The sequence below is a fragment of the Megasphaera jansseni genome (assembly GCF_047974155.1).
Lineage (GTDB): Bacteria > Bacillota > Negativicutes > Veillonellales > Megasphaeraceae > Megasphaera.
Genome location: NZ_JBHYRR010000003.1, coordinates 98,341 through 122,347, shown reverse-complemented (window position 1 = coordinate 122,347; position 24,007 = coordinate 98,341). Strand labels below are relative to the sequence as shown.

Genomic DNA, 24,007 nt, shown 5'->3' with positions numbered 1-24,007 from the left:
TAATCCCATACGACAAACGATGAACGACCTACGATCAACGTAAAAAGAGGCTGTCTTAATGCGACAGCCTCTTTTGTGCTATAATATAAGGCAAAAGGGGGCTTTCTCATGGATAGCAAAGAATTGAGCCGTCATGCGGCTCACGTGCGGCAGGATATCGTCAAGATGGTCACCCTGGCCCAGTCCGGTCATCCCGGTGGCTCTTTGTCCATTGTCGATATGCTGCAAGTCTTGTATTTCGATGTCATGCGGATCGATCCCAAACGACCTCACTGGCCGGACCGGGACCGTTTCGTCCTCTCCAAGGGCCATACGGTACCAGCCCTGTATGCGACGCTGGCTGAACGGGGCTTTTTCCCGGAAGATGAATTGTGGCACCTGCGCCAGTGCGGGGCTATGCTCCAGGGCAATCCCGATATGAATACGACGCCAGGCATCGACATGACGACGGGATCCCTGGGACAGGGCTTGTCGGCGGCCAATGGCATGGCGATGACAGCCAAATTGGACGGGGCAGACTGGCGGGTCTATGTCATTGCTGGCGACGGTGAAATCGAAGAGGGTCAGATCTGGGAAGCGGCCATGTCGGCAGCCCAGTACAAGCTGGATAACCTGACCTTGTTCATCGACCACAACGGATTGCAGATCGACGGATCCAATGAAGATGTCATGGACGTCATGCCCATTGCCGACAAGTTCCGGGCCTTCCGCTGGCATGTCCTGGAAATCGACGGACACGATTACGACGCCATCCGCACTGCATTGCAGCAGGCCCGGGCCGTGAAAGGGAAGCCGACGGCCATCATCGCCCAGACCATCAAGGGCAAAGGCGTATCGTTCATGGAAAATGCCGTGTCCTGGCATGGCAAGGCGCCGACGAAAGAAGAATGTGAACGGGCGTTACGTGAATTAGGGGGCGAAGACTGATGGCTATGGCAACACGCGATGCCTACGGGCATCTCTTAGAAACGGAATTGTATAAAAATCCGAAGATTGTCGTCCTCGATGCGGATTTAGGCTCGTCGACGCGGTCGATGGCTTTTCAGAAAGTGGCACCAGAACGCTATTTCGACATGGGCATTTCTGAACAGGATATGATGGGTACAGCGGCTGGCTTTGCGGCCTGCGGCAAGATTCCCCTGGCCAGTACCTTTGCTGTCTTTGGCACGGGCCGGGCTTTTGAACAGATTCGAAACTCCATCTGCCTGCCGCGGCTCAACGTCAAAATCTGTGCCACCCATGCCGGTCTCAGCGTCGGTGAAGACGGAGCGACGCACCAGTCCGTCGAAGACATGGCCATCATGCGCAGCCTGCCGAATATGACCGTCGTCTGTCCGGCCGATGGCGCCGAAACGGAAGCCGTCATCCGGGCTGCCGTCGCCCATGATGGTCCGGTTTACGTGCGCATGGGCCGGGCCAAGGTCGGCGATGTCTACCAGGGCAGCTGTCCTTTCCAGTGGGGGAAGGGGACGGTCCTGCGCGACGGCTGTGATGCCGCCGTCATCGCCACGGGGCTCATGGTCCAGGAAGCACTGAAAGCAGCCGACATCCTGGCCGACCGGGGCCGTCAGGTCATGGTCATCGACATGGCCGCCATCAAGCCTCTCGACGAAGAACTGGTCGTCGCTGCGGCCAAGAAGACGGGCTTCGTCGTTACAGCCGAAGAACACAGCGTCATCGGCGGCCTGGGCGGCGCCGTTGCGGAAACCTTGTCGCGCCGCTGTCCGACCCGCCAGGCTTACGTCGGCATCGGCGACTGTTTTGGTGAATCCGGCAAGGCCGCAGACCTCCTGAAAAAATATGGCCTGACGGCAGAAGCCATTGTCGACGCTTGCCTTTTGGCCTGATTTTCAGTATGATAAGAAGCGGCGGACGCTGTGCGCCAAATTGAAGAAAGGAAACACCCATACATGATAACTACAGAAGCGATGATGAAATTACAGAATGGCAGTGATGTCCGCGGCGTTGCCGTTGCCGGCGTCCCCGGTGAAGACGTCACCTTAGTCCCGGAAGCGGTCAACCGCATTGCCGCTGGATTTGCCAAGTTTTTAGCCAAGAAGCTGCATAAACAGACGAGTGACCTGCGCATTGCCGTCGGCCACGATTCCCGCGTGTCAGCGGGCATGATGAAAGACGCTGTCTTCGGCGGGCTCCTCGGCCAGGGCGTCCACGTCACGGACTGCGGCCTGGCTTCGACACCGGCCATGTTCATGTCCATTATTTTTGAAGATACCCACATGGATGGCTCCATCATGATTACGGCCAGCCATCTGCCGTATAACCGCAATGGCCTGAAATTCTTTACCGTCGACGGCGGCCTGGAAAAGAGCGAAGTCAAAGAAGTATTGACCCTGGCTTCGGGCCTGTCGGCCATGGCCGTATCGTCGGCAGCGATTGCCTCGCTGGACCTGATTGACCTTTACGCCCTGCACCTGCGCCGCAAAATCTGCGCCGGTCTCTGCTCCGGCATGTACGACCGTCCTCTGGAAGGGATGCATATCGTCGTCGATGCCGGCAACGGCAGCGGCGGTTTCTTTGCCACCAAAGTCCTGGCTGAACTCGGCGCCGATACGACGGGCAGTCAGTTCCTGGAACCGGATGGCATGTTCCCGAACCACATCCCCAATCCGGAAAATGCCGACGCCATGGCCTCTATCCGCAAGGCCGTCCTCGATAACCAAGCCGACCTGGGCCTCATCTTCGACACGGACGTAGACCGCATGAGCGCTGTCCTGCCCGATGGGGAAGAAATCAACCGCAACGCCCTCATCGCCATGATGGCTGCTATCCTGGCTCCGGATTATCCGGGCAGTACCATCGTCACTGATTCGGTCACATCCGATGAACTGACGACGTTCCTCCAGGATGAACTCCACCTGGTCCATCACCGTTATATGCGGGGCTATAAAAATGTCATCGATGAATGTATCCGCCTCAACCAGGCTGGTACGGTCTCGCCGCTGGCCATCGAAACATCCGGGCACGGCGCCTTGAGTGAAAACTACTACCTCGACGATGGGGCATATCTGGCCGTCAAACTGCTCATCGCTGCGACGAAAGCCAAGAAGGAAGGCAAACAGCTCGGCGACCTCATTGCCAAACTGGGCCATCCCGCTGAAGGCGTCGAATTCCGCCTGAAGATTACCGGCACGGATGATGTCCAGGCTTATGGTGCCGACGTGCTCAAGCAGTTCGAAGAACGGGCGGCTCAAGCGGGCATCACTATCGCCAAACCGTCTTATGAAGGCGTGCGTCTCGTATTCCCCAACGGCTGGGCCCTGCTGCGCATGTCTCTTCACGACCCCAACATGCCGCTGAACATCGAAAGCAAAGAAAAAGGCGGCTGCCAGCAGATTGCCGTCCAGGTGAAAGGCCTGCTCACCGGTTTTGAACACCTCGATACTTGCGTGATCCAGTAAGACATCCTACAAAAAGAACCCTTGACCGAAGGGTTCTTTTTTTGTATAATGAAGCCATAATCATGTGACTGACGGAAGTGGAGTTACCACGGGGAGCATGATTTCTTGAAGCCGACCGTCTGGGCAACCTTCCAGCGGAGCGGCCTTTTTTTATGCAAAGAACAGGAGTGACAACTACTATGGCAAAGGTATTGAGCGATATCGAAATTGCACAGCAGACGAAATTAGAACCGATTACGGCCATTGCGAAACAAGTCGGCCTCACCGATGATGACTTGGAACTCTACGGAAAATATAAAGCGAAGATTTCTTTTGACGCCATCAAGCGCCTCGCGAAGAATGAAGACGGGAAACTGGTCCTGGTCACGGCTATCACGCCGACACCGGCTGGTGAAGGCAAGACCTTGACGACTATCGGCCTGGCCCAGGCCCTGAACTACATGGGCCATAAGGCCGTCGTCGCCTTGCGCGAACCGTCCCTGGGTCCGGTCTTCGGCATCAAAGGCGGTGCTGCTGGCGGCGGCTATTCCCAGGTCCTTCCCATGGAAGATATCAACCTGCACTTCACCGGTGATATGCACGCCATTACGGCAGCCAACAACCTGCTGGCCGCAGCTATCGACAACCACGTCCATCAGGGCAATGCCCTGCGCATCGACGTACGCCGCATCATCTGGAAGCGCGTCATGGACATGAACGACCGGGCCCTGCGCAATATCGTCGTCGGCATGGGCGGTAAAGTCTGCGGTTTCCCGCGGGAAGACCACTTCATGATTACCGTCGCTTCGGAAATCATGGCCGCTCTCTGCCTGGCCAGCGACCTCATGGACCTCAAGAAACGCATGGGCGACATCACCGTGGCCTATGACTTGGACGGCAATCTGGTCACGGCTCGCCAGCTCGGCGTCGAAGGCGCCATGGCCATCCTCATGAAAGATGCCATCAAGCCGAACCTGGTCCAGACCCTCGAACACACACCGGCCCTGGTCCATGGCGGTCCTTTCGCCAACATCGCCCACGGCTGCAACTCCGTCGTCGCTACCAAACTGGCCATGAAGATGGGGGACATCGCCGTTACGGAAGCCGGTTTCGGTGCCGACCTGGGTGCTGAAAAGTTCATGGACATCAAATGCCGTTTTGCCGGCATCAAGCCGGATGCTGTCGTCATCGTTGCGACTGTCCGTGCCCTGAAGATGCATGGCGGCGTCGACAAGAAGAACTTGCAGGAAGAAAATGTCGAAGCCTTGAAGAAGGGCTTTGCCAACTTGGCTAAACACATCGAAAATATGCGTCTCTTCGACGTACCCGTCGTCGTAGGCATCAATAAATTCATCAGCGATACGGATGAAGAAATCGCCACACTGCGCAAACTCTGCGAAGATTACGGCGTCGAAGTCGCCCTCAACAACTGCTGGGCCGAAGGCGGCAAAGGCGGCGTCGAAATGGGCGAAAAGGTCCTGAAACTGCTGCAGCAGCCGAAGACCCCGTACAAACCCCTCTATGACGTCAACGCCTCGATTCCTGAAAAAATGGAAACCATCGTCAAGAAAGTCTACGGCGGCGACGGCGTCATCTTTGAAAGCAATGCCCAGAAACAGATTAAAGAACTGGAAGCCTTTGGCCTCGACAAAATGCCGATTTGCGTGGCCAAGACGCAGTACTCCCTGTCGGATAACCCGGCGCTCCTGGGAGCCCCGAAAGGCTTCAAGGTCACGGTCAAGGACGTCCGCGTCTGCACCGGTGCCGGCTTCATCGTCTGCCAGACGAGCAATATCATGACTATGCCGGGTCTGCCGAAAGTGCCGGCTGCCAACCGCATGGATATCGACGAAAACGGCGTCATTACGGGATTGTTCTAAGATGGATTTTACACAATTCCAATCCATGCCCCTCGACGGGCTCCTGGAAGTCACGGCTTCTAAGGAACCCGTTCCCGGCGGCGGCGGCATCGCCGCTATGACCGCTGCTTCGGCAGCAGCGCTTGTAGAAATGGTCGCCAACCTGACCATCGGCAAGAAGGGCTATGATGAAATCGAGAAACTTATGGTGTCCATCCGCGACAAGGCTCACGGTCTGCGCCAGCGCTACCTCGACGGTATCGCTGAAGACGCAGCGGCTTTCGATGGCGTCATCCGCGCCGTCCGCCTGCCCAAGGATATGCCGGACCGGACGGCTAAGGTCCAGCAGGCCTTCAAGGATGCGGCCCTATCGCCTTTTGAACTGGGCAAGGACATTTTCGTCCTCCTCCAGCTGGCGGAACAAGTCGTCCGCTATGGCAACGCCTGGGTCATCACTGACGGCGTCATTGCTACCATGAACGCCAGAGCAGCTATGCGCTCGGCCTTCTACAGCGTCCGCATCAACCTGAAATCCATCAAGGATGAAGCCTTCGTGACGAACACGATTAATGAAATCCGGGAAATCGAAGAAAAAGCGGCGATCGTCGAACAAAACGTAGAATATGAATACCGGAAGCGGTGAAAAAAGCTTGTCGCATGTGCGACAAGCTTTTTTTGTGGCTAGTAGCTAGTGGCTAGTGGTTAGCAGATGGCTTTAAATTTAAAGATTTTCTCTGCAAACTACAAACTCTGTGCTACAAACTATAAAGTAAACGGGGCATCACATGATGGCAGAAACCTTCGTGCGACAGCCTCTTTTTTTGCAGTCAGCGGCCAACCCCTAACCCCTAACCCCTAGCCCCTAGCCACGAGCCACATCTTGTTATCTTTCTCGGGATACCGTATAATAGAAATATTAACGAAAGGAGAATTTTATGTTTGATTTTAATATACTTTCTATTATTGCCGGGATTCCCGGCCTGCTCATCGCCCTGGTCATTCATGAATATGCCCACGCCCAAATGGCAGACTGGATGGGTGATGATACACCGCGCCTGATGGGGCGGCTGACGTTGAATCCGGTAGCCCATATCGACCCGGTAGGTTTGATTATGCTGCTGGTCGCCCAGTTCGGCTGGGCCAAGCCGGTCACGATACAAGTCGGCAATTTCCGGAATTGGCGGAAAGGGGAGATATGCGTGGCCCTGGCCGGGCCGGTGTCCAATCTGATCACGGCCTTCATCACCCTGGTCATCGAAGTCGTCTTTGTCAAGCTCCATCTCTTTACGACGACGGCCCTGCCCATGGTCTTGCATCTCATCGTCTTGTACAATGTCAACTTTGCCATCTTCAACATGATTCCCCTGCCGCCGCTGGATGGCTCACGGGTCCTCATGTGCTTTTTGCCGACGTCGTGGAATTATAAGTTGGCCAGTCTCGAACGCTACAGCTTCCTCATTCTCATCGCCCTGATGATGACGCCTTTTTTCACGTATATCCTTATTCCCTTGCAGCGGCTGGTCTTCGCCTTGTTCAGCTTGATTTTGACACCGTTCCTATAAAGGAGGAATTCTTATGACCTGTAAAAAAATAATGGCAGCGGCTTTGTTGTGGGCAGCTTTGACGGTTCCGGCCGGTGCTTTTGACTACAACCAGTCTGTCGATGAAATCGCGGAAAGCCCGCTTACGGCGTATCAGACAGTCTATCTCGGCATGCCGCGGGCCGATTTCGATGCTAATTTCTCTATCCTGCCTGACTGGACCTTCTATGGAAGCACCGTATCCTTCACGGAACGGGCAGAACGGACGTCTGTCGTCAAGAACGTATCCGTCACGGAAGGCATCGAAATCTTTTCTGCCGATACGTCGGCCAAGGGAAAGGTCCTGGCTTTCGACAATTACTTCAAGACGACTGATAAGGCGACGGCCAAGAGCATTTATTCCCGCCTGGTAGCGACGATTTATTCCAATATGGAAAATTTCCCAGTCAAACAGAGCGATAAAGAAGTCGAATGGACCCAGGATGACGTGTCGATTACCGTCGCCTTTGACGGCCAGAAAGATGCGAAAGGGCAATATATCGTCTATATCCGGCGCTACAACAACAAAATATTGAAGTAACCCTTTTATTGACAACCATATTGACAACGAACATAAGACCGTATATAATGTGAGTGTAACGAATTTTACCTTTTGACTTTTAGCTTCTTGATAGGAGTTGATTTTATGAATCGCGTCAAAACCGTATTTCTCATGACGGCCCTGGCGGGCATCCTCATGGCCATCGGCGGCCTCATCGGCGGCCGCAGCGGCGTCATGGTCATGTTCCTCATCGCTACGGCGATGAACTTCTTTTCCTACTGGTTCAGTGATACCATGGTCCTGAAAGCCTATCGGGCACAGGAAGTTGGCGAAGACCACTATCTGTACCGCATCGTCGCCGACCTGGCCCAGCGGGCGGATCTGCCCATGCCCCGGGTCTACATCATCCCGACGGAAGTGCCGAATGCCTTTGCTACCGGCCGCAGTCCGTCTCATGCAGCCGTTGCTGCGACGGCAGGGATCCTGGACCTTCTCGACGAAGATGAAATCCGCGGTGTCCTGGCCCACGAAATGAGTCATGTCCTGCACCGGGATATCCTCATCAGCACCATCGTGGCCTGCTTTGCCAGCGCCATCGGTATGATTGCCAACATCGCCCAGTGGGCTGCCATCTTCGGCGGCGGCCGCGATGACGACGGCGACGGCAATCCCATAGCCCTCTTGGTTACGGCTATCGTAGCTCCGCTGGCTGCGTCTGTCATCCAGCTCGGCATTTCCCGGACACGGGAATATATGGCCGATGAAGAAGGGGGACGTATGATCGACGATCCCATCGCCCTGGCCAGAGCCTTGGCGAAAATCGATAACTACGCTCATCACTATGCGCTGCCCGGTGCGACCAAGGCGACGGCTCACATGTGCATCATCAATCCCTTCGCCGGTGCCGGCAGTGCCATCGCGAACCTCTTCAGTACCCATCCGCCGACAGAAAAACGCATCGAACGCCTGGAAGAACTGGATAAAGAATTACATGGTTAATGATTTACTGTAGGGGCTGTCGCACGAAGGTTTCTGTCATCATGTGATGCCCCGTTTACTTTATAGTTTGTAGCACAGAGTTTGTAGTTTTCAGAGAAAAGCTTTAAATTTAAACCCATCCGCTAACAACTAACAACTAGCCACTAACAACTTGAAAGGAGCTGTCGCGATGCGACAGCTCCTTTTTCTATTGCATTTTCCGTCAGACAAGATATAATAAAACCATTGCAATAGAATGTAATCGTGAGGAGGAAGGCTGGTTGGCAGAATATATCATGCTGCAGGGGACGAGTTCCCATGTCGGCAAGAGCATCATTACGACGGCTTTATGCCGCATTTTCTTACAAGATGGGAAACGGGTCGTACCTTTCAAGGCACAGAATATGGCCTTGAATTCCTATGTCACTGCTGATGGCCGGGAAATGGGACGGGCCCAGGTCGCCCAGGCCGAAGCTGCCGGTCTGCTGCCTATGGTGGCCATGAATCCCGTCTTGTTGAAGCCTACAGGCAATGCCTGCTCGCAGGTCATTATCGATGGCCGGCCTGTAGGTAATATGTCGGCCCGGGAGTATCATAAAGGCTATGCGCTCCAGGCCTTCGACGCCGTCAAACGGGCCCTGGGAGAACTGGATAAGGCTTACGATACGCTGGTCATCGAAGGGGCGGGCAGTCCGGCAGAAATCAACCTGAAAGACCACGATATCGTCAACATGCGCGTTGCCAAATACCTCGGCGCGCCGGTACTCTTAGTAGCTGATATCGACCGCGGCGGTTCGCTGGCTGCCTTAGTCGGTACGCTGGAACTGCTCGACCCGGACGAACGGGACCTGGTCAAAGGCCTGGTCATCAATAAATTCCGCGGCGACGTATCGCTGTTCACGCCGGCCATCGACTTTTTAGAAAAAAAGACAGGCAAACCCGTCCTGGGCGTCGTGCCCTATGTCGATGACTTGGGCATCGATGAAGAAGATTCCGTATCCCTCGATGACAGGGAACAGCGCCCGGATGGCGATAAGGTATCCATTGCCGTCGTCCAGGTACCTAAGATTTCTAACTTTACCGATTTCGACAGCCTGGCCCGGGAAGACGACGTCGCCTTGTACTATGCCCGCCATCCCCGCGACCTGGCCGGGGCCGATGCCGTCATCCTGCCGGGCAGCAAGAATACGACAGAAGATCTGTGTTTTCTCCTGGAACAGGGATGGGGCCGGGCTTTACAGTCTTTCATCGGCCAAGGAAAGGCTGTCATCGGTATTTGTGGCGGCTATCAGATGATGGGTGATGCCATCTGTGACCCGGAAAAGACGGAATCTGATTTGGGCCGTGTCGAAGGGCTGCATCTCCTGGGCGTGACGACGACGTTCGTTTCCCGGAAACTGACCTCTCAAATTAGTGCCGATTGCCGGAACCTGCCTTTCTTAGGCCATCTTTTGTCTGTCCCCAATCTGACCGGCTATGAGATCCACATGGGCCGGACCGAACGGGATGGCAGCGATACGTATCCTTTCGTCGTCACCAGCCGTTCCGGAGAGCCCTGTGAGAGCCTGGCCGGTGCTGCCAGGAAGGATGGTCTGGCCTGGGGAACTTATATCCACGGCATTTTTGATAATGACGGATTCCGCCGCCAGTTCCTCAACGCCCTGCGGATCCGCAAGGGTTGGCAGCCACTGCCGGTGACGCTGCACTATCGGCAGGAAAAAGAAGAGAAATACGACCGCCTGGCCCGGATTGTCCGGGAGTCTCTGGACATGAAACGCCTGCGGCAGATTATGGAAGAAGGAATACAATGATTACTGTACTCACCGCTTTTATCGTAGATTTCATCATCGGCGATCCCCATACGAAACTGCATCCCGTCGCCCTTATCGGACGCTGGATCAGCTTGCTCGAGCGGCTGTTTTATAATGAGAAATCGACGAAATGGGAACATTTTATCTTAGGCGGGCTGACGGTCGTCATTACCTTGTTGTTTGTCTACAACGTCACCCTGGTCCTGGTCCTGGCCTTGGAATTCTTGCCTAATGAACATTGGAGTTATATCATCCAGGGCATCCTTTTATCCTTCATGATCTGTCCCCGCAGCCTGGCCAAGGCCGGTCGGGAAGTCTATCGCTACCTCGTCCACCATCATCTGCGCATTGCCCAGCTGAAGGTCGGCAAGATTGTCGGCCGCGATACGGATCATCTCGACAGTCCGGAAGTGACGCGGGCTACGGTAGAAACGATTGCTGAAAATACCGTCGACGGTATCGTGTCGCCGCTGTTTTTCTTTGCCATCGGCGGCCTGCCCCTGGCTGTCGTCTATCGGGCGGCCAATACCCTCGACTCCATGATTGGCTATAAGAACGATAAATACATCTATTTCGGCCGCGTCGCAGCCCGCGTCGACGACGTCCTCAACTACATCCCGGCCCGGATCTGTGCCTTGTTGTTCATCGCTGCGGCGGCCTGTCTGGGCTATGATGCCAAGGGGGCCTGGCGCATCATGCGCCGCGATGCTTCCAAGCATCCCAGCCCTAACGGCGGCTATGCCGAAGCGACCGTAGCCGGAGCTTTGGGCATCCGCCTGGGCGGGCATAACCGCTATTTCGGCAAGGATACATTCCGCGAATATATGGGCGATGCCGATCATGAACTGGAACCGCAGTATATCCGCAAGGCCACGTATCTCATGTACGGTGTATCCCTGGCAGCCGGCGTCATCACGGCGCTCCTTCATCTCGGGTTTTACGGCTTATGGAGCTGACCGTCCGCGTCCCCGGTTCGTGCGGGGAAGTGATGCAGGGAATCTGGCAGGATGAGCCTTTCCTGGTTACGTGTCCTATCGACCGTTACAGCACCGTCGTCGTCCGCCCCGGGATGGGACGGCTCGTCGGCGGTGGAGCCAAAGCCCGCCGTGCCTTGGCGTTGGGACGGGCTTGGTGCCGGTGCGGGCGCTTTCCTTATGATTTTTTCCTGACATCAGAACTGCCTGCCGGCAAGGGGATGGCTTCCAGTTCCGCCGATATCTGCGCCGTCCTGGCGGCCGTGGCAGTTGTGAACCATGTGCATCTTTCTGAAGGAGACCTTGGCCGTCTGGCGGCTTCCATCGAGCCGACAGACGGCGTTTTTTGTCAGGGCTTGGCCGTGATACAGCCGCAAACGGGAGAACTACTCCATGTTTTTCAGCATGTGCCGCCTCTGGCCATTGCCATCTTCGATGCCGGCGGGACCGTCGATACCGTTGCCTTTCATCAGGCCCGGCCCGACCGGATTCGGCCGGATGCAGCAGCGCTCTTCTTAGGCTGGCAGCTCCTGTCGTCGTCGCTGACGGACCGCCAGATCGGCCAGGCGGCGACTCTCAGTGCCCTGGCCAATCAGCCCTGGCTGCCGAAACCAGACTTTCCGGCCTTTATCCGGGCTGCCCGGCGTCATCCCGCGGTTGCCGGTGTCAATGTGGCTCACAGCGGGACCATAGCCGGTGTCATCTTCTGTCAGGCTTCCAATCAGGCGGACAGGGAAGAGGCTATTGCCTCTCTGATCCGGCAATTCCCGCAGTGGACCTATACAGAAACAGTCCATTTGCGCGGCGGCGGTATTTCCATAGAAAACAGGTGATTCCATGATAAAACGATTTGAACATGGCGGCAATATCTACCAGCCCGCACCAGGTGGCGGCTCATGGCTGGATTTCAGCGCCAATATCAATCCCCTCGGCCTGCCGGAGAGCATCCGCCAGGTCCTGTCGGCCCATCTCGGTGATGTCGTCCATTATCCGGATCCGGCTGGGACGGCGCTGCGCCAGGCCTTAGAAGAGGCTTATGGCATACCGGCCGGGACCATCCTGCTGGGCAATGGTGCAGCCGAACTTTTTTATCTCTATATGCATACCTTCCGGCCTCAGCGGGTCCTGCTGCCCGTCCCTTCGTTCAGTGAATACGAACGGGCGGCACGGGCTGTCGGGGCCGTTGTCTGTTATGAGTACCTAAAAGAAGACGATGGCTTTGCCTTTCCTTGGGAAACACTGCGCCAGGCCTGTGGCCAGGCCGATTGCATCCTCCTCGGTAATCCCAATAACCCCACCGGGACGTTGGCGACGGCCGATGAAGTCCTGGCTCTGGCTGAAGTCGGCGCCCGCAAGGGGACGGATATCCTCGTCGATGAATCATTCCTCGATTTCCTTCCCTCCGACGAAGCTTATTCGGTCCTGGGACAGGCTGGGGAAAGGGATAACCTGTTCGTCATCCGGTCGCTGACGAAATTCTACGCCCTGCCGGGCCTGCGCCTGGGGTTTGGCGTCACGTCGCCGTTGCGGCGCGCCCTCATGGAGGGCCATAAAGACGGCTGGAATGTCAATGTCCTGGCTCAGTATGCCGGCGTCGCCGGGCTCCGGGACCGAGCCTATCAGCAGGCTTCGCGCCAGCTGGTGCAGCAGGAAAAAGACTGGCTCTATGAACAGATGACGGCCTTGCCGGGCCTTCGCGTCTATCGGCCCAGTGTCAATTTCATCTTCTGGCACCTCACCGGGGAAGGGGAGCGGACGGCAGATCTGGCAGACGCCTTGCGGGCTGATGGGATTTTGATCCGCGATTGTGCCAATTACCCGGGCTTGACGGCGGCGTACGGGCGCAATGCCGTGCGGCCTCGTTTTGAAAATGAAAGATTCGTAGAAAAAATGCGGGAAAATTTAAGCAAGTTCTGATTTTCACTAAAATATTAAAGAAAGATTAGAGAAGCATTAGAATTCGATTAAACTTGCCAAAAGTTCATGATTTTTTTCTTTTTTTATGATAGAATAAACTCACAAATTAAATTATTTAATTTATTATATTTTCTGTCCTTATGATTTCTTGAAAAATCTAAAATTTAAAAAGATAGGAGGAGTGTCATATGGGAGAAAATAAAGGAAACAGAACGATTGCTATTGGCTTGATGTTATTTGCATTGTTCTTTGGTGCAGGGAACCTGATCTTCCCGGCTGCCATGGGGCAGGCTGCCGGTTCGAATGTCTGGTGGGCTGTCCTGGGCTTTGTCGTCACCGGCGTCGGCCTTCCGCTGGCCGGGGTCCTGGCCATGGGCTATTCGGGCTGTAAGAACCTGCAGGAACTGGCAAGCCGCGTCCATCCGGCATATGGCCTCTTTTTCACGGTCATCTGTTATCTGACTATCGGGCCGTTCTTCGCCATTCCCCGTACGGGCAGCGTCTCTTATGAAATCGCCGTCCGCCCCTTCTTGCAAAGCGGTGGCAGTGACATGATCATGACGGGCTTTTTGGTCCTCTTCTTCGTCATTTCCTTCTGGTTGTCCGTATCGCCGCAGAAACTGGTCGACCGCATCGGCAAGATCCTGACGCCGGCCCTGCTGCTGACCATCCTGCTGCTCATCGCGAAATCTTTCATTACGCCCCTCGGCTCGCCGCAGGAACCGACCGCTGCTTATGCAACGGCCAGCATCGCTGCCGTACAGGGTATCCTCGATGGCTATAACACGATGGATGCCATCGCATCGCTGGTATTCGCCATCCTGGTCATCGAATTCGTCATGGAAGACGGTGCTACGGAACCGGCTGCCATTACCAAGGAAGTCTTTAAAGCCGGCCTTATTGCCGTAAGCTGCCTGGCTTTCGTCTACATCTTCATCGCCAAGATCGGTGCCGACAGCGTCGCTGCTTTTGGTATCCAGGAAACGGGGGCACCGGTCCTCTCCAAGAGTGCCATGATCCTTTTCGGCAACGTCGGGGCCATCATCCTGGCTGTCATCGTACTCCTGGCCTGCTTATCGACGTCTATCGGCCTGATTACGTCGTGCGCTACGTATTTCAATGAACTCGTCGGCAATATCGGCTATAAGAAATGGGTCACTATCTTTACGGTCATTTCCTTCTTCGTCGCCATGTTCGGCCTGAAGACCATCATCGTTGCCGCTATTCCGGTCCTGATGTTCATTTATCCGCTCGTCGTCGCCATCATCATCCTGACCTTCCTCAACAACCTCTTTGATGGACGGCAGTGTGTCTATGCCTGGACCATTGGCCTGACCTTGATTCCGGCCTTGGTTACGGGACTTCAGACGGCTAAGATTTCCTTAGGGCCTATCGACAATATCTTCAATACCATGGTACCGCTCCATACGCTGGGCATGGGCTGGATCAGCTTCACCATCGTTGGATTCATCATCGGCTTCATTTGGAAGGCCGCTGTTTCTTCAAACAAATCTAGTCAGTAAGGATTGGGGGCACGTTTATGAATATTTTACGCCGCAAATCCTTTGATGACTTGCTGGCCCATACGCAGGAAAAGAAGTTGAATAAGGCCCTCGGTGCCTTTGACATTACCCTCATGGGCCTGGGTATCATCATCGGAACGGGGATTTTCGTCCTCACCGGTATCGGCGCGGCGAAATACGCCGGTCCCGGCCTGATGTTATCCTTCGTCTTTGCTGCCATTACCTGCGCCTTTGTCTGCCTGGCTTATTCAGAACTGGCTTCGTTCCTGCCCGTATCCGGCAGCTCATACACCTATGCTTATGCATCGCTCGGTGAAATCTTTGGCTGGTGGGTCGGCTGGAGCCTCATCCTGGAATACTCTGTCGGTGCCAGCGCCGTAGCTGGCGGCTGGTCAGCCTACTTCGTCGGCATCCTTCATTCCTGCGGCATCGACCTGCCGAAAGCTTTGACCGCGGTGCCGGCCGACGGTGGCATCATCAACCTGCCGGCTGTCCTCATCGTCGCGCTGGCGACGGCACTGCTCGTCGTCGGCGTCCGCGAAAGCGCGCACGTCAACCGTATCCTGGTGTACGTCAAGATCGGGACGATTTTCCTCTTCCTCTTCCTGGCGGCACCGCATATCGAACCGATGAACTGGCAGCCGTTCCTGCCCTATGGCATCCACGGCGTCTTTGCCGGGACGGCCGTCCTCTTCTTCGCCTACCTGGGCTTCGATGCCTTGTCGACGGCGGCAGAAGAAACGAAGAATCCGAAGCACGACATGCCTATCGGCATCATTTCAGCCCTGGCCATCTGTACGGTCCTGTACATCGCCGTCTGCGCGGCCATGACCGGCGTCGTCCCGTATCCCATGCTCGATACGGCAGCACCGGCATCCTTTGTCCTGGAATACATCGGCCTCCATCTCGGTTCGGCCATCGTCGGCACCGGCGCTATCTGCGGCCTGTCGACGGTCGTCTTGGGCATGCTCTTCGCTCAGAGCCGGGCTCTCTACTCGATGAGCCGTGATGGCCTCATGCCGATGAGCCTCTACAAGGTCCATCCGAAGTTCCATACGCCGTATATCATCCAGATTGTCATCGGCGTCATCGTTGCCTGCATCACCGGTTTCACGCCGATCCACATCGTCGCTGAAACGTGCAGCGCCGGTACCATTTTCGCCTTCCTCTGCTCTTGCGTCGGCATCCTCGTCTTGCGCCGGCTCTATCCGGACCATCCGCGCGGATTCCGCTGCCCGGCTGTACACGTCATCGCGCCGTTGGGCTTCATCTGCTGTGCCTTCATCTTCTCCGAACTGTCGTCGCATACGCTGATGCTGTTCACGGGCTGGACTATCCTGGGCCTCATCATCTACATGGTCTACGGACGCAAACACAGCCTCTTGCAGAAAGAAAGCAGCCATTCGTAGTTTGTAGTTTGCAGAGAAAAGCTTTAAATTTAAACCCATCCGCTAACAACTAACAACTAGCCACTAATAACTTGAAAGGAGCTGTCGCGATGCGACAGCTCCTTTTTTTAACCTTTCTTATTTCACTTTATTTTTCAGTGTCCCGATGGCGGGGATGGTGATTTCTACGGTATCGCCGGAGTGGAGGAAGCGGGGCGGGTTGAAGCCGACGCCGACGCCGCTGGGCGTGCCGGTAGCGATGATGTCGCCCGGGAAGAGGGTCGTGCCCTGAGAGATGGTGTGGATCAATTCGGGGATGGTGAAGATGAATTCACCTGTCGAACCATCCTGGCGGACTTCGTTGTTGACCTTGGTGACGATGTCGAAGGTGTCGGGAGCGGCATCGCGCAGGAGAATGTACGGGCCGATGGGGCAGAACGTATCCAGGCTCTTGCCGTGGAACCACTGGACGTGATTGGCCTGCAGATCCCGTGCCGTAACGTCGTTGAGGATAGTGAAGCCGTAGACGTGATCCATGGCTTCACCGACGGTGATGTCCGAACCTTCCTTGCCGATGATGACGGCTAGCTCGCCTTCATAGTCGACTTGGGACGTGACGTTCGGATGAGGGTCGATGAGGTCATCCGGGCCGATGACCGACGACGTAGCCTTAGTGAAGATGACTGGGTATTTCGGCGGTTTGGGCATAGCCGTCTTATCGAATTCGGCAATGTGTTCCGTATAATTCTTGCCGATGCAGAAAATATTCCGTTCCATATGGGGAATCGGCGCCATGATGCGTACCGTATCCAGCGGCTTTGCCTTGACGGCGCCGGCCTTTTCATTCTGTTCCAGCGCATCAGCCAAAGCCAGCAGGCCGTCATTGCCCTGACGGATGAATTCCAGCATCGTTTCCGGGAGGGGCGTGAAAAAAGCTTCTTCCAAAGCAATGGCACCGTACACGCCGTCTTCCGTTTCGTTCAGGACGCCCCATTGAACGAAACCAAGGTCTTCAAAAGTGACAAGTTTTTTTATCATCATAAATTTCGACTCCTTTACTCATGATAACCTATTATAGCATGACCACCAAAGAATGACTATCCTCTTCATAAAATAAGCGCAGTTCGCAATCTGTAAAAATACACGGCCTGTGGCCGAATTGTAGGGGCTTCCCGTGGGAAGTCCGTCAGAGATATTCGACCGCAGCCCCTTCGTGTATGATGGTGAGCTTTCAAGAACTATGAGCCACGGCCCTTTCCTCGGACTCAGATGCGGCTACGCCGCAACAGCCTCAAACTAACAACGACGCTTCGGGGAGTCCTCAGCGCGTATCGGGCCGCCCTTAAACGGGACAGCTTCTATGGTATCGCATATAGGCGATGGGGAATAACGCTGGTAGTCTGCCGCAAAAAATACACGGCCATTGGCCGAATTGTAGGGGCTTCCCGTGGGAAGCCCGCCAGAGATATTTGACCACAACCCATTCGGGTATAATAACAGGATTTTACGATGGATACGAAAATGGCGATGTCGTCAGCTTGAGTCTGTAGCCGTATTTGAATTTCTTGTATCATGGAAATATCGGTTTATATCCTATTCACTCTGTTTCATGATATAATTTAATAAAGGGGTGGCATAATATGAAAACAACTAAACTCAATGATATTTATCCAGGTGTTGATGATTTTTTTGCGGCGCAGAAAGCTTATCTAGAGAAATTTGGTAAAAAATCATTGAGTCATACGATATATGATGACCCGTTGCGGCCAGAATGTATTAACTTCGAAGATGCTACCAGAAGACTTCGGCGTGCCATACAAAGAAATGAACCTGTCGAACAAATCCCTGATGAAATTTTGGATGGCATCGTTTTTTAAGAAAATATAAGGGGTTCCATGTGGGAATTCGTCACTATGATATGGTTATCTTGTTCATACATATAGCTTAGAAGGAGAGAAAAGACACAATGAATAAAAAAATGCAATTACTTATTGCAATTTTAGCCGTATTAAGCTGGATTCGAGTTTATTTTTCACAAGATGCCTTGTCGATAGCGGCTTCTGTCGTTATCACAGTAGTTCTGATTTACATAGTAATGAAAAAGAGGTGATATAATGAGCACATTAGATGATATTATGACCGCGAAAGAAGCGGCCGAACGTTGGGGATTGGCCCCTATTACTGTTAGACAAGCCTGCACGGGATATAAAAAAGCTCCACCTAGATTTACCGCTACAGAAGCCAGAAAATCAGCTGGGACTTGGCTTGTAACGCATGCCGGAATGGAACGCCTTTTTGGGCCAGAGCCAGAAAAATAAGCAAAAGCGGCATTCGCTCTATTATAAGCGGACGCCGCTTCTTTATATAACATTAGCTTGCCGTCAAAAAAATACGGCCATTAGCCTTGTGCGTAGGGGTATTGCCTCCTCTGCGAAGGTGACGGAAGGTATTTTTACTATATCATAAACACCGGAGTCACGATGGCTATGTTTATCCCATCGACGAATAGCAGCCGGGAAGTACGGCCCCGCCTAAACAAGTTCATATTTTCAGCGTCTGAGTGATCAGGCGCTTTTTTTATCACATCGGCCTGCCGTCAAAAAATCGTTAAAAAAAAGAAATGAAACTACGTGAAAATAAGTGAACCGTTTTATACTATAAATGCCAAAACCAGCTATTTTCCTAAATCTGTGTGAAACAGTTGCAAAATAGGCGCTAATCACGGTATAATGTGATATTGAATGTATTTGGCCTATTATACCGCATGGTTGAGCCATTTTGGTTTAAAACGGCAAAAATTCGTCAAAAATTTCTACGCAAAAATTTTTTCAATCGACTGCGCGGCTTTCCGTCTCATGTCGTCTGTGTAATCCACGTAGACATTCAAAACAGTGGTGACCGTGTCACCGAGAAGCGCAGCCACGGTCTTGATGTCGGTGCCATTAGCCAGCAGCATCGTTGCATAAGTGTGACGCAGGCTGTGAATGGATGCATCCGGGACGATTTTCTTGATATACCCATCGAGTGATTTATGCAGCAATTTGTGTGGAAACAGCTGACCGTTTATTTGCCGAGGCTCTACATGGCGATACTCCAGCAGGATTTGTTGCAGCTTGGCCGGAATTGGGATGACGCGATGTCCGGCGGCCTTGTTTTTGATATTCATGATTCCACGCTTCCTGTGACCAATACGGCCATATTGCTTGGTAACACTAATTTGGCGCTCTTTTAGATCTACGTCCCTCCAGGTAAGCCCCATAATTTCGCCCAAGCGCATCCCCGTGTACCCGGCAATGGCACAAATGGCGTAGTACTTTATCGGGCGGCCCTTCATGCTTTCCATGAGCTGGTCAAATTCGTCCTGCGTCAGCGCCCGGATTTTATGCCGGCGGTTCAGCTTCCTGGGCTTCAAGTGGATGGCCGGGTTATCCTGCCGGAGATGGTAGGGCTCGACAGCGTAGGACAGGACCATCTTGAGGCAGGTTATATAGAGCTGGTAGCTGGCGTCGGCACACTGCCAGTTGCTCATCGCCTGCTGGATGTCCAGATAGGTAATCTTACGGACTGGCATGGTCAGAAGCTTCGGGCCGTAATTCTTCAGGGCGTAGCGATAGGCCAGGACGGAGTTATACGTCAGGTTGCGGCTGCGGAAAACGTATTCGGCAAATTCGGCCAGGGAAATGTCGACGAGCTCCGACGCGATGGGCTGACTCTTCATCGCATCCAACACGTCAGATAACAGCTTTTCACCGGCCGTTTTGGCAGCCTTCTTGGTAGCCAGGCCCTGGCGTGACTTCTGCTTCCAGCGCCCTGCCTGGTCTTTATACGACAAGATGACCTGCCAGCCGCGGTCTTTTTCGCGGTACGAAAAATGATAGGTTAAATCGGTCATAAAAATAACCTCCTTTGCGTAAAGGGAGGCTGATGTGATATACTGATAGCGTAAATCAGCCTCGTAGTCGTGTGTAGATTTACAGCGCCGTAGGTGTTCCAGCCCCTTCGGCATTTCCCGGTATCGTGTTCCAGCACGGTGCCGGGACTTTTCTTTATTATAACTAATACTTGATATGCAATTCTTTTGCTTTTTTGGTAACAAAATTAAACTCAGCAGTATACCATGGATCTGTCCCATTAGCACTATACCAAACCCGATTTTTCCCACTCAAAATTACAGGAGATTTGGTCAAAAAATCATTAATAGAAGTCGGTGGATATTTTTTAAAAGACCAGATGGCATGATGAGAAATAATATTGCCATATCTACTATCATGATAAATAAGATCCTTATAAATGCTTCCTATTCCATTAGGTTGTACTACGGCAACATTTGCTACAAGCTCATAAGAATCCTTAGTCCCTGTTAAAATAACATTTATATTATTAGGCTCGATGTACATCTTGTTCCCTGATTTATCTGTTGTTACATAAGACCATTGAGCAATATCCGTTGCATATACACAAATAGAAGATAGAAGGAAAAAGATACTAAAAATTAACCATATCTTTTTTAATTGTAACTTCATGATTATTTCTCCTTTCAATATGGCCAAATAGCATGATATAAAATATCCCCCATTGAGTCAGGAATAATGGGTTCAAATTTTAAATATGTAGGCATATGTTGATAAAGAACAACTCCATTAGCGCTATAATTTGTGTTTGAAATTATAGCTAACATTTTATTCCTACGATCCACATAAACTCTAGTGACAGAAAACTTACCATTACTTCTCATGATTTTAGTCCAAACTTTAGCAGACATATCTGTTTTGATTACATCGCTATTATCAACATACCACTGTGTCCCGTCTGGAGTAGCCCCTAACCAATACCAATTGGCGGCGAAACCAGAAGAAGTAAAAGTAAAAAGTATAAATAAGAAAATCAAGATTTTTTTCATTTTACCACGACCTTCGGCTTTCAATAACCTTGCCTAAGATCCGGACAGGAAGCTCTTCTATTTGCTGGTTAGAATAGAAATGAGGTTCATATACGTCCGGATTAAAGCCGTAAAGCATGATGCCGCCGGTGACCTTTTTTACCTGTTTAATAGTAGCTTCATCTCCATTGACCAGGACAATTGCAATATCGCCTGTTTCCACATCTGCCTGCTTTTTTACAATAACCACATCACCTTCCTCTAGTTTTGGTAACATAGAATCACCCTTGACTTGCAGTGCAAAAAATTCGCCTGTTGCAGCGAGCTCCGGGGTGATTTCTTCGTAGTCTAATATCTCCTCCACGGCCTCTATGGGGATGCCGGCCACGACACGACCCAGCACCGGGATGCGGACGCCGCGACCTACTTTCTGATCTGCTTCTTTTGTAGTCGAATTGCCTAATAAATAATCTGTAGTCGTTCCCAGTATATGTGCCATACGTATTAAAGCATCTCCTGATGGCTCACGAGAGCCTAGTTCATAAAAGGAAATGGCTTTCGGAGTCAACGAAAGCTTTTCAGCCAAATCTTTTTGTGTCAATCTTTTTTCTTCACGTAGCTTTTTTAATCGTTTTCCGTTCATACAATCACCGCCTTATATTGTTTCTGTACTGTATGTTCATATTATAGCAAAATAGTACTTGACAATCTACAAAATGTACTGTACAATTTGTACATAAGAAGACGAGGGAGGTGATATAATGGGGAACAGAATTAAAGAATATCGGCAGAAAAAAGGATTGAGCCAGACGGAACTGGCATATAAAACTGGGGTATCACAGCGCTATATAGCGTTCATTGAAGCCAATCAACGAACCCCGTCCTTTAAATTGGCTCTACGAATTTCCAAGGCTTTAGGGGAAACCGTTGACACTATTTTTTTACCATAAAAATGTACAAAATGTACATTTAAGGAGACGAGCAGCATGACGAACAAGGAAAAGGAATTGTTGAAATCCCGGTTCCAGCAACGCTGGGGCCAAGCCATTTGTGTACAACAGTGGGCAAAGGAAGGCAAAAACGGCTGGACTAAAGAAGGCGCAAAGGAATTTGCCAACATTGCCTGTGGCTATATGTACGCTGTTGGGGACGCATTGGAAGCGTCTATGAAGCAAAGCAAGGCAACAGACATTGTCCGCGGCTGGGCCGATGAAGTAGAAGAAAAACTCGGCGCATCGTTGTAATTAATAGGAGGATTTTACCATGACGAAGAACGAAAGAGCAACGCTGGAAGCGAACTTTAAAGCGGCCTGGAGAGCAGCCATCTATGCTCAAGAATCAGCAAAGAATCCGGAATTAACCTTCCCAGAATCGGCGTTTGAAAAAGACGACGCTAAAGAAATGGCAGCGCGGGCAAAAGGGTATCGGGCAGCCTGTATCGACGTCCTTGTGTATTCTTCTGATGGGACATCCGACGCGACTGATAAAGTCCAGGAATGGATTGATGAAGCCGAACAGCAGGCCGGCGCAACATTAACGGCGGGGTGGGTGAAATGATAAAACCAGAACAACCGGATAGCCAGCGTTTTCAACTCATGCGATTGCAGACGCTGATAACAATGGAAAATTACCTCATCGATCAGATGAAAATCGTCCCGCATTGGGACCGAAAAAATACCCGGCAATTGATAGATATATTAGACCAGTCGATTGCCGGGGAAATCGAAAAATTAAGTAGTAGAAATATGAGTTGCAACAAATGATATTGCCTTAAATGAAAGTTCAATAGCGTGTTCTTTCATATAAGATTTTGTTTTCTTCCAAACAGTATCATCAGATACGGAGTCTAAAAAGGATTGGCCTGTTAACGTCAACCCGATGTTCAAATAATAGTATGGGTCTGTTTTTGAACTTGCATCGATACCACTTAAATACCCTTGATTAACTAAAAGGTAAATATGGTAATTGATTTCAGCTTGAGATGTTTGCGGATAGGTAAAACAATGGCTATTAGCAACTGTTGACGCTGGACAATCAGCAACATCTAAAAGAATGTTCCTTAGCAAATCTATATTAATACGCATAGTTATCACCTCCCTTCATGGCCATTATACCAGATGGGAGCAGGAAGGAGGGAACCATATGAAACCGGTTATCTCGATAAACGAACTTATGGATCGTTGGGATTTGAGCCGTTCTGCCATCACCAAAATGGAGCAGGATGGCCTACTGAAACGGCTCAAGCTCCCTGGGGTCAAGTACAGCATGAAAAATATCCTTGAGCTCGAAGGCATGGACTCATCTGATTGGACGCACAGCCCATTTGAATGGAGACGGCTCAAGGATGAGCTGGCACGGACCCAGCAGGAACTGGAGCGGTGCCGGACCTTCATCAGCCAGCTGTCGGCGAATATGAGTCAATTTGAATACGAAGAAAGGAGAAATTCGAATGAAGACCATGAAGATTTACGAACATGGGTTGACCAGGCCAAAGCGTAAACCGCGCTTCCGGATGATCCGGAGCGCGATGGCCATTGTGGCTGCCTTCGGGTTCGGGCTGTATCTCGGTAGCACGACGCCCTGGTCTCAGGCCGAAACGGTCGCCGCTGATACGGCCATTGTCCATGTTGTTGACGAAGGCGAAACTCTCTGGCAGATTGCCGGACCTATCGCTGATAAGACTGGCCAAGATATTCGCGAAACAATTTACCAGATCCAAATCAACAACGACCTGGGGCCGAACCCGACGTTAAAGCCAGGGCAGCGCCTAGTCATCAGATACTAAAAAAATGGCTGCTGCCGGCAACCGCCGACAACAGCCACATACCAAAATACTCAAATTTATTATACCAGATGGAGGTAACTTATGGAACTGCAAAATCAGAATAAAGAAAAAATTATCCATGCATTTGAAGAACTGACATTGTTTTTAATACAGGATGCAATGCATAGTTCTGTAACTACAATAAACCCTGATACCATCAGGGAGATCAGAGAAAATGTGGTGCTAATTACCGCGCATCTTTAACGGTCGAGCATATTTCCCTAAACGCTTTAGATATTAACTGAATTCGTTCATCTGTTCGAGTTGTTTGATTATGATTGTCAGTACATTGGTCAAAGTATCCTTTTTGAATCATTGCTACTACGATTTCCTTTGTTATTTCTTCCACGCTCATTAGGATCACCTCCTTATGA

The 24,007-nt window shown here is 52.0% G+C and carries 30 protein-coding genes and 1 riboswitch; of the genes, 23 read left to right on the top strand and 7 right to left on the bottom strand.

Going from position 1 to position 24,007, the window contains the following annotated elements; translation table 11 throughout:
* The first annotated feature begins 108 nt into the window (after positions 1-108).
* The 14 genes from ACE418_RS02240 (at position 109) to ACE418_RS02175 (ending at position 15,951) form a co-directional block, all read left to right on the top strand.
* On the top strand, positions 109-927 hold the full coding sequence (locus tag ACE418_RS02240; protein ID WP_416449032.1) for a transketolase: 819 nt from the start codon (positions 109-111) through the stop codon (positions 925-927).
* Complete coding sequence (locus ACE418_RS02235; protein WP_416449030.1) at positions 927-1,847, top strand: transketolase family protein; 921 nt, start codon at positions 927-929, stop codon at positions 1,845-1,847. Before ACE418_RS02240 ends, ACE418_RS02235 begins: the two co-directional genes overlap by 1 nt.
* 63 nt (positions 1,848-1,910) lie before the next feature.
* Positions 1,911-3,419, top strand: coding sequence for a phosphohexomutase domain-containing protein (locus ACE418_RS02230; protein WP_416449028.1), 1,509 nt, complete (start codon positions 1,911-1,913; stop codon positions 3,417-3,419).
* A 54-nt stretch (positions 3,420-3,473) separates the two neighbouring features.
* A riboswitch (ZMP/ZTP riboswitch) is annotated at positions 3,474-3,551 on the top strand.
* A gap of 47 nt (positions 3,552-3,598) precedes the next feature.
* Positions 3,599-5,278 carry a formate--tetrahydrofolate ligase gene (locus ACE418_RS02225; RefSeq protein WP_416449026.1) on the top strand — a complete coding sequence of 560 codons (1,680 nt, stop codon included), beginning with the start codon at positions 3,599-3,601 and terminating at the stop codon, positions 5,276-5,278.
* Position 5,279: 1 nt separating this feature from the next.
* Positions 5,280-5,900, top strand: coding sequence for a cyclodeaminase/cyclohydrolase family protein (locus tag ACE418_RS02220; RefSeq protein WP_416449024.1), 621 nt, complete (start codon positions 5,280-5,282; stop codon positions 5,898-5,900).
* 292 nt (positions 5,901-6,192) lie between these two features.
* On the top strand, positions 6,193-6,819 hold the full coding sequence (locus ACE418_RS02215) for a site-2 protease family protein (RefSeq protein WP_416449023.1): 627 nt from the start codon (positions 6,193-6,195) through the stop codon (positions 6,817-6,819).
* Between the two features lie 13 nt (positions 6,820-6,832).
* Positions 6,833-7,378, top strand: coding sequence for a hypothetical protein (locus tag ACE418_RS02210; protein WP_416449021.1), 546 nt, complete (start codon positions 6,833-6,835; stop codon positions 7,376-7,378).
* A 105-nt stretch (positions 7,379-7,483) separates the two neighbouring features.
* Positions 7,484-8,338: a zinc metalloprotease HtpX gene (gene htpX, locus ACE418_RS02205; protein WP_416449019.1), complete on the top strand. Its 855-nt coding sequence runs from the start codon at positions 7,484-7,486 to the stop codon at positions 8,336-8,338.
* 260 nt (positions 8,339-8,598) lie between these two features.
* Positions 8,599-10,128 (top strand): cobyric acid synthase, encoded by a 1,530-nt coding sequence (locus ACE418_RS02200; protein WP_416449018.1) that lies wholly within the window; start codon positions 8,599-8,601, stop codon positions 10,126-10,128.
* Entirely contained in the window at positions 10,125-11,084 is a 960-nt protein-coding gene (gene cbiB, locus ACE418_RS02195) for an adenosylcobinamide-phosphate synthase CbiB (RefSeq protein ID WP_416449016.1), read from the top strand. Before ACE418_RS02200 ends, cbiB begins: the two co-directional genes overlap by 4 nt.
* A complete protein-coding gene (locus tag ACE418_RS02190; protein WP_416449015.1) occupies positions 11,075-11,935 on the top strand; it encodes a GHMP family kinase ATP-binding protein in 861 nt (286 codons plus the stop codon). The genes cbiB and ACE418_RS02190 overlap by 10 nt, the downstream gene beginning before the upstream one ends.
* Before the next feature lie 4 nt (positions 11,936-11,939).
* Complete coding sequence (gene cobD, locus ACE418_RS02185) at positions 11,940-13,019, top strand: threonine-phosphate decarboxylase CobD (protein WP_416449013.1); 1,080 nt, start codon at positions 11,940-11,942, stop codon at positions 13,017-13,019.
* 188 nt (positions 13,020-13,207) lie between these two features.
* Complete coding sequence (brnQ, locus tag ACE418_RS02180; protein ID WP_416449011.1) at positions 13,208-14,542, top strand: branched-chain amino acid transport system II carrier protein; 1,335 nt, start codon at positions 13,208-13,210, stop codon at positions 14,540-14,542.
* Positions 14,543-14,559: 17 nt separating this feature from the next.
* The gene (locus tag ACE418_RS02175; RefSeq protein WP_416449009.1) at positions 14,560-15,951 is read left to right on the top strand and encodes an amino acid permease; all 1,392 of its coding nucleotides are present in this window, start codon (positions 14,560-14,562) and stop codon (positions 15,949-15,951) included.
* Positions 15,952-16,068: 117 nt separating this feature from the next.
* On the opposite strand, the gene ACE418_RS02170 is transcribed toward ACE418_RS02175, so the two are convergent.
* Positions 16,069-16,971: a fumarylacetoacetate hydrolase family protein gene (locus tag ACE418_RS02170; protein WP_416449008.1), complete on the bottom strand. Its 903-nt coding sequence runs from the start codon at positions 16,969-16,971 to the stop codon at positions 16,069-16,071.
* Between the two features lie 599 nt (positions 16,972-17,570).
* Here ACE418_RS02170 and ACE418_RS02165 point away from each other — a divergent pair.
* The 3 genes from ACE418_RS02165 to ACE418_RS02155 all read left to right on the top strand — a co-directional run bounded on the left by ACE418_RS02165 (position 17,571) and on the right by ACE418_RS02155 (position 18,248).
* Entirely contained in the window at positions 17,571-17,807 is a 237-nt protein-coding gene (locus ACE418_RS02165) for a hypothetical protein (protein ID WP_416449006.1), read from the top strand.
* A gap of 89 nt (positions 17,808-17,896) precedes the next feature.
* A complete protein-coding gene (locus ACE418_RS02160) occupies positions 17,897-18,040 on the top strand; it encodes a hypothetical protein (RefSeq protein ID WP_416449005.1) in 144 nt (47 codons plus the stop codon).
* 4 nt (positions 18,041-18,044) lie between these two features.
* Positions 18,045-18,248, top strand: coding sequence for a helix-turn-helix domain-containing protein (locus ACE418_RS02155; RefSeq protein ID WP_416449003.1), 204 nt, complete (start codon positions 18,045-18,047; stop codon positions 18,246-18,248).
* A gap of 494 nt (positions 18,249-18,742) precedes the next feature.
* On the opposite strand, the gene ACE418_RS02150 is transcribed toward ACE418_RS02155, so the two are convergent.
* The 4 genes from ACE418_RS02150 to ACE418_RS02135 form a co-directional block, all read right to left on the bottom strand.
* On the bottom strand, positions 18,743-19,822 hold the full coding sequence (locus ACE418_RS02150; protein ID WP_416449001.1) for a tyrosine-type recombinase/integrase: 1,080 nt from the start codon (positions 19,820-19,822) through the stop codon (positions 18,743-18,745).
* Positions 19,823-19,985: 163 nt separating this feature from the next.
* Positions 19,986-20,453 (bottom strand): hypothetical protein, encoded by a 468-nt coding sequence (locus ACE418_RS02145; RefSeq protein ID WP_416449000.1) that lies wholly within the window; start codon positions 20,451-20,453, stop codon positions 19,986-19,988.
* Between the two features lie 14 nt (positions 20,454-20,467).
* Complete coding sequence (locus tag ACE418_RS02140; protein ID WP_416448999.1) at positions 20,468-20,854, bottom strand: flagellar basal body-associated FliL family protein; 387 nt, start codon at positions 20,852-20,854, stop codon at positions 20,468-20,470.
* Complete coding sequence (locus ACE418_RS02135; protein WP_416448997.1) at positions 20,832-21,452, bottom strand: LexA family protein; 621 nt, start codon at positions 21,450-21,452, stop codon at positions 20,832-20,834. The genes ACE418_RS02140 and ACE418_RS02135 overlap by 23 nt, the downstream gene beginning before the upstream one ends.
* 118 nt (positions 21,453-21,570) lie before the next feature.
* Here ACE418_RS02135 and ACE418_RS02130 point away from each other — a divergent pair, with 118 nt between their 5' ends.
* The 3 genes from ACE418_RS02130 to ACE418_RS02120 are packed head-to-tail and all read left to right on the top strand — an operon-like array spanning position 21,571 to position 22,366.
* On the top strand, positions 21,571-21,759 hold the full coding sequence (locus tag ACE418_RS02130; protein WP_020310820.1) for a helix-turn-helix transcriptional regulator: 189 nt from the start codon (positions 21,571-21,573) through the stop codon (positions 21,757-21,759).
* Between the two features lie 36 nt (positions 21,760-21,795).
* On the top strand, positions 21,796-22,053 hold the full coding sequence (locus ACE418_RS02125; RefSeq protein ID WP_416448996.1) for a hypothetical protein: 258 nt from the start codon (positions 21,796-21,798) through the stop codon (positions 22,051-22,053).
* Between the two features lie 19 nt (positions 22,054-22,072).
* Complete coding sequence (locus ACE418_RS02120; RefSeq protein ID WP_416448995.1) at positions 22,073-22,366, top strand: hypothetical protein; 294 nt, start codon at positions 22,073-22,075, stop codon at positions 22,364-22,366.
* Between the two features lie 173 nt (positions 22,367-22,539).
* Here ACE418_RS02120 and ACE418_RS02115 read toward each other — a convergent pair whose 3' ends face one another.
* Complete coding sequence (locus tag ACE418_RS02115; protein WP_416448993.1) at positions 22,540-22,893, bottom strand: DUF2513 domain-containing protein; 354 nt, start codon at positions 22,891-22,893, stop codon at positions 22,540-22,542.
* Positions 22,894-22,951: 58 nt separating this feature from the next.
* Between ACE418_RS02115 and ACE418_RS02110 the strand changes: the two genes are divergently transcribed.
* From ACE418_RS02110 to ACE418_RS02100, 3 genes are all read left to right on the top strand, one after another.
* A complete protein-coding gene (locus ACE418_RS02110) occupies positions 22,952-23,308 on the top strand; it encodes a hypothetical protein (protein ID WP_416448992.1) in 357 nt (118 codons plus the stop codon).
* On the top strand, positions 23,259-23,594 hold the full coding sequence (locus tag ACE418_RS02105; protein WP_416448991.1) for a LysM peptidoglycan-binding domain-containing protein: 336 nt from the start codon (positions 23,259-23,261) through the stop codon (positions 23,592-23,594). Before ACE418_RS02110 ends, ACE418_RS02105 begins: the two co-directional genes overlap by 50 nt.
* An 81-nt stretch (positions 23,595-23,675) precedes the next feature.
* Positions 23,676-23,837, top strand: coding sequence for a hypothetical protein (locus tag ACE418_RS02100; RefSeq protein WP_159459055.1), 162 nt, complete (start codon positions 23,676-23,678; stop codon positions 23,835-23,837).
* Here the strand turns inward: ACE418_RS02100 and ACE418_RS02095 are convergent.
* The gene (locus tag ACE418_RS02095) at positions 23,821-23,988 is read right to left on the bottom strand and encodes a hypothetical protein (RefSeq protein WP_337465710.1); all 168 of its coding nucleotides are present in this window, start codon (positions 23,986-23,988) and stop codon (positions 23,821-23,823) included. The genes ACE418_RS02100 and ACE418_RS02095 overlap by 17 nt on opposite strands.
* Positions 23,989-24,007 lie beyond the last annotated feature (19 nt).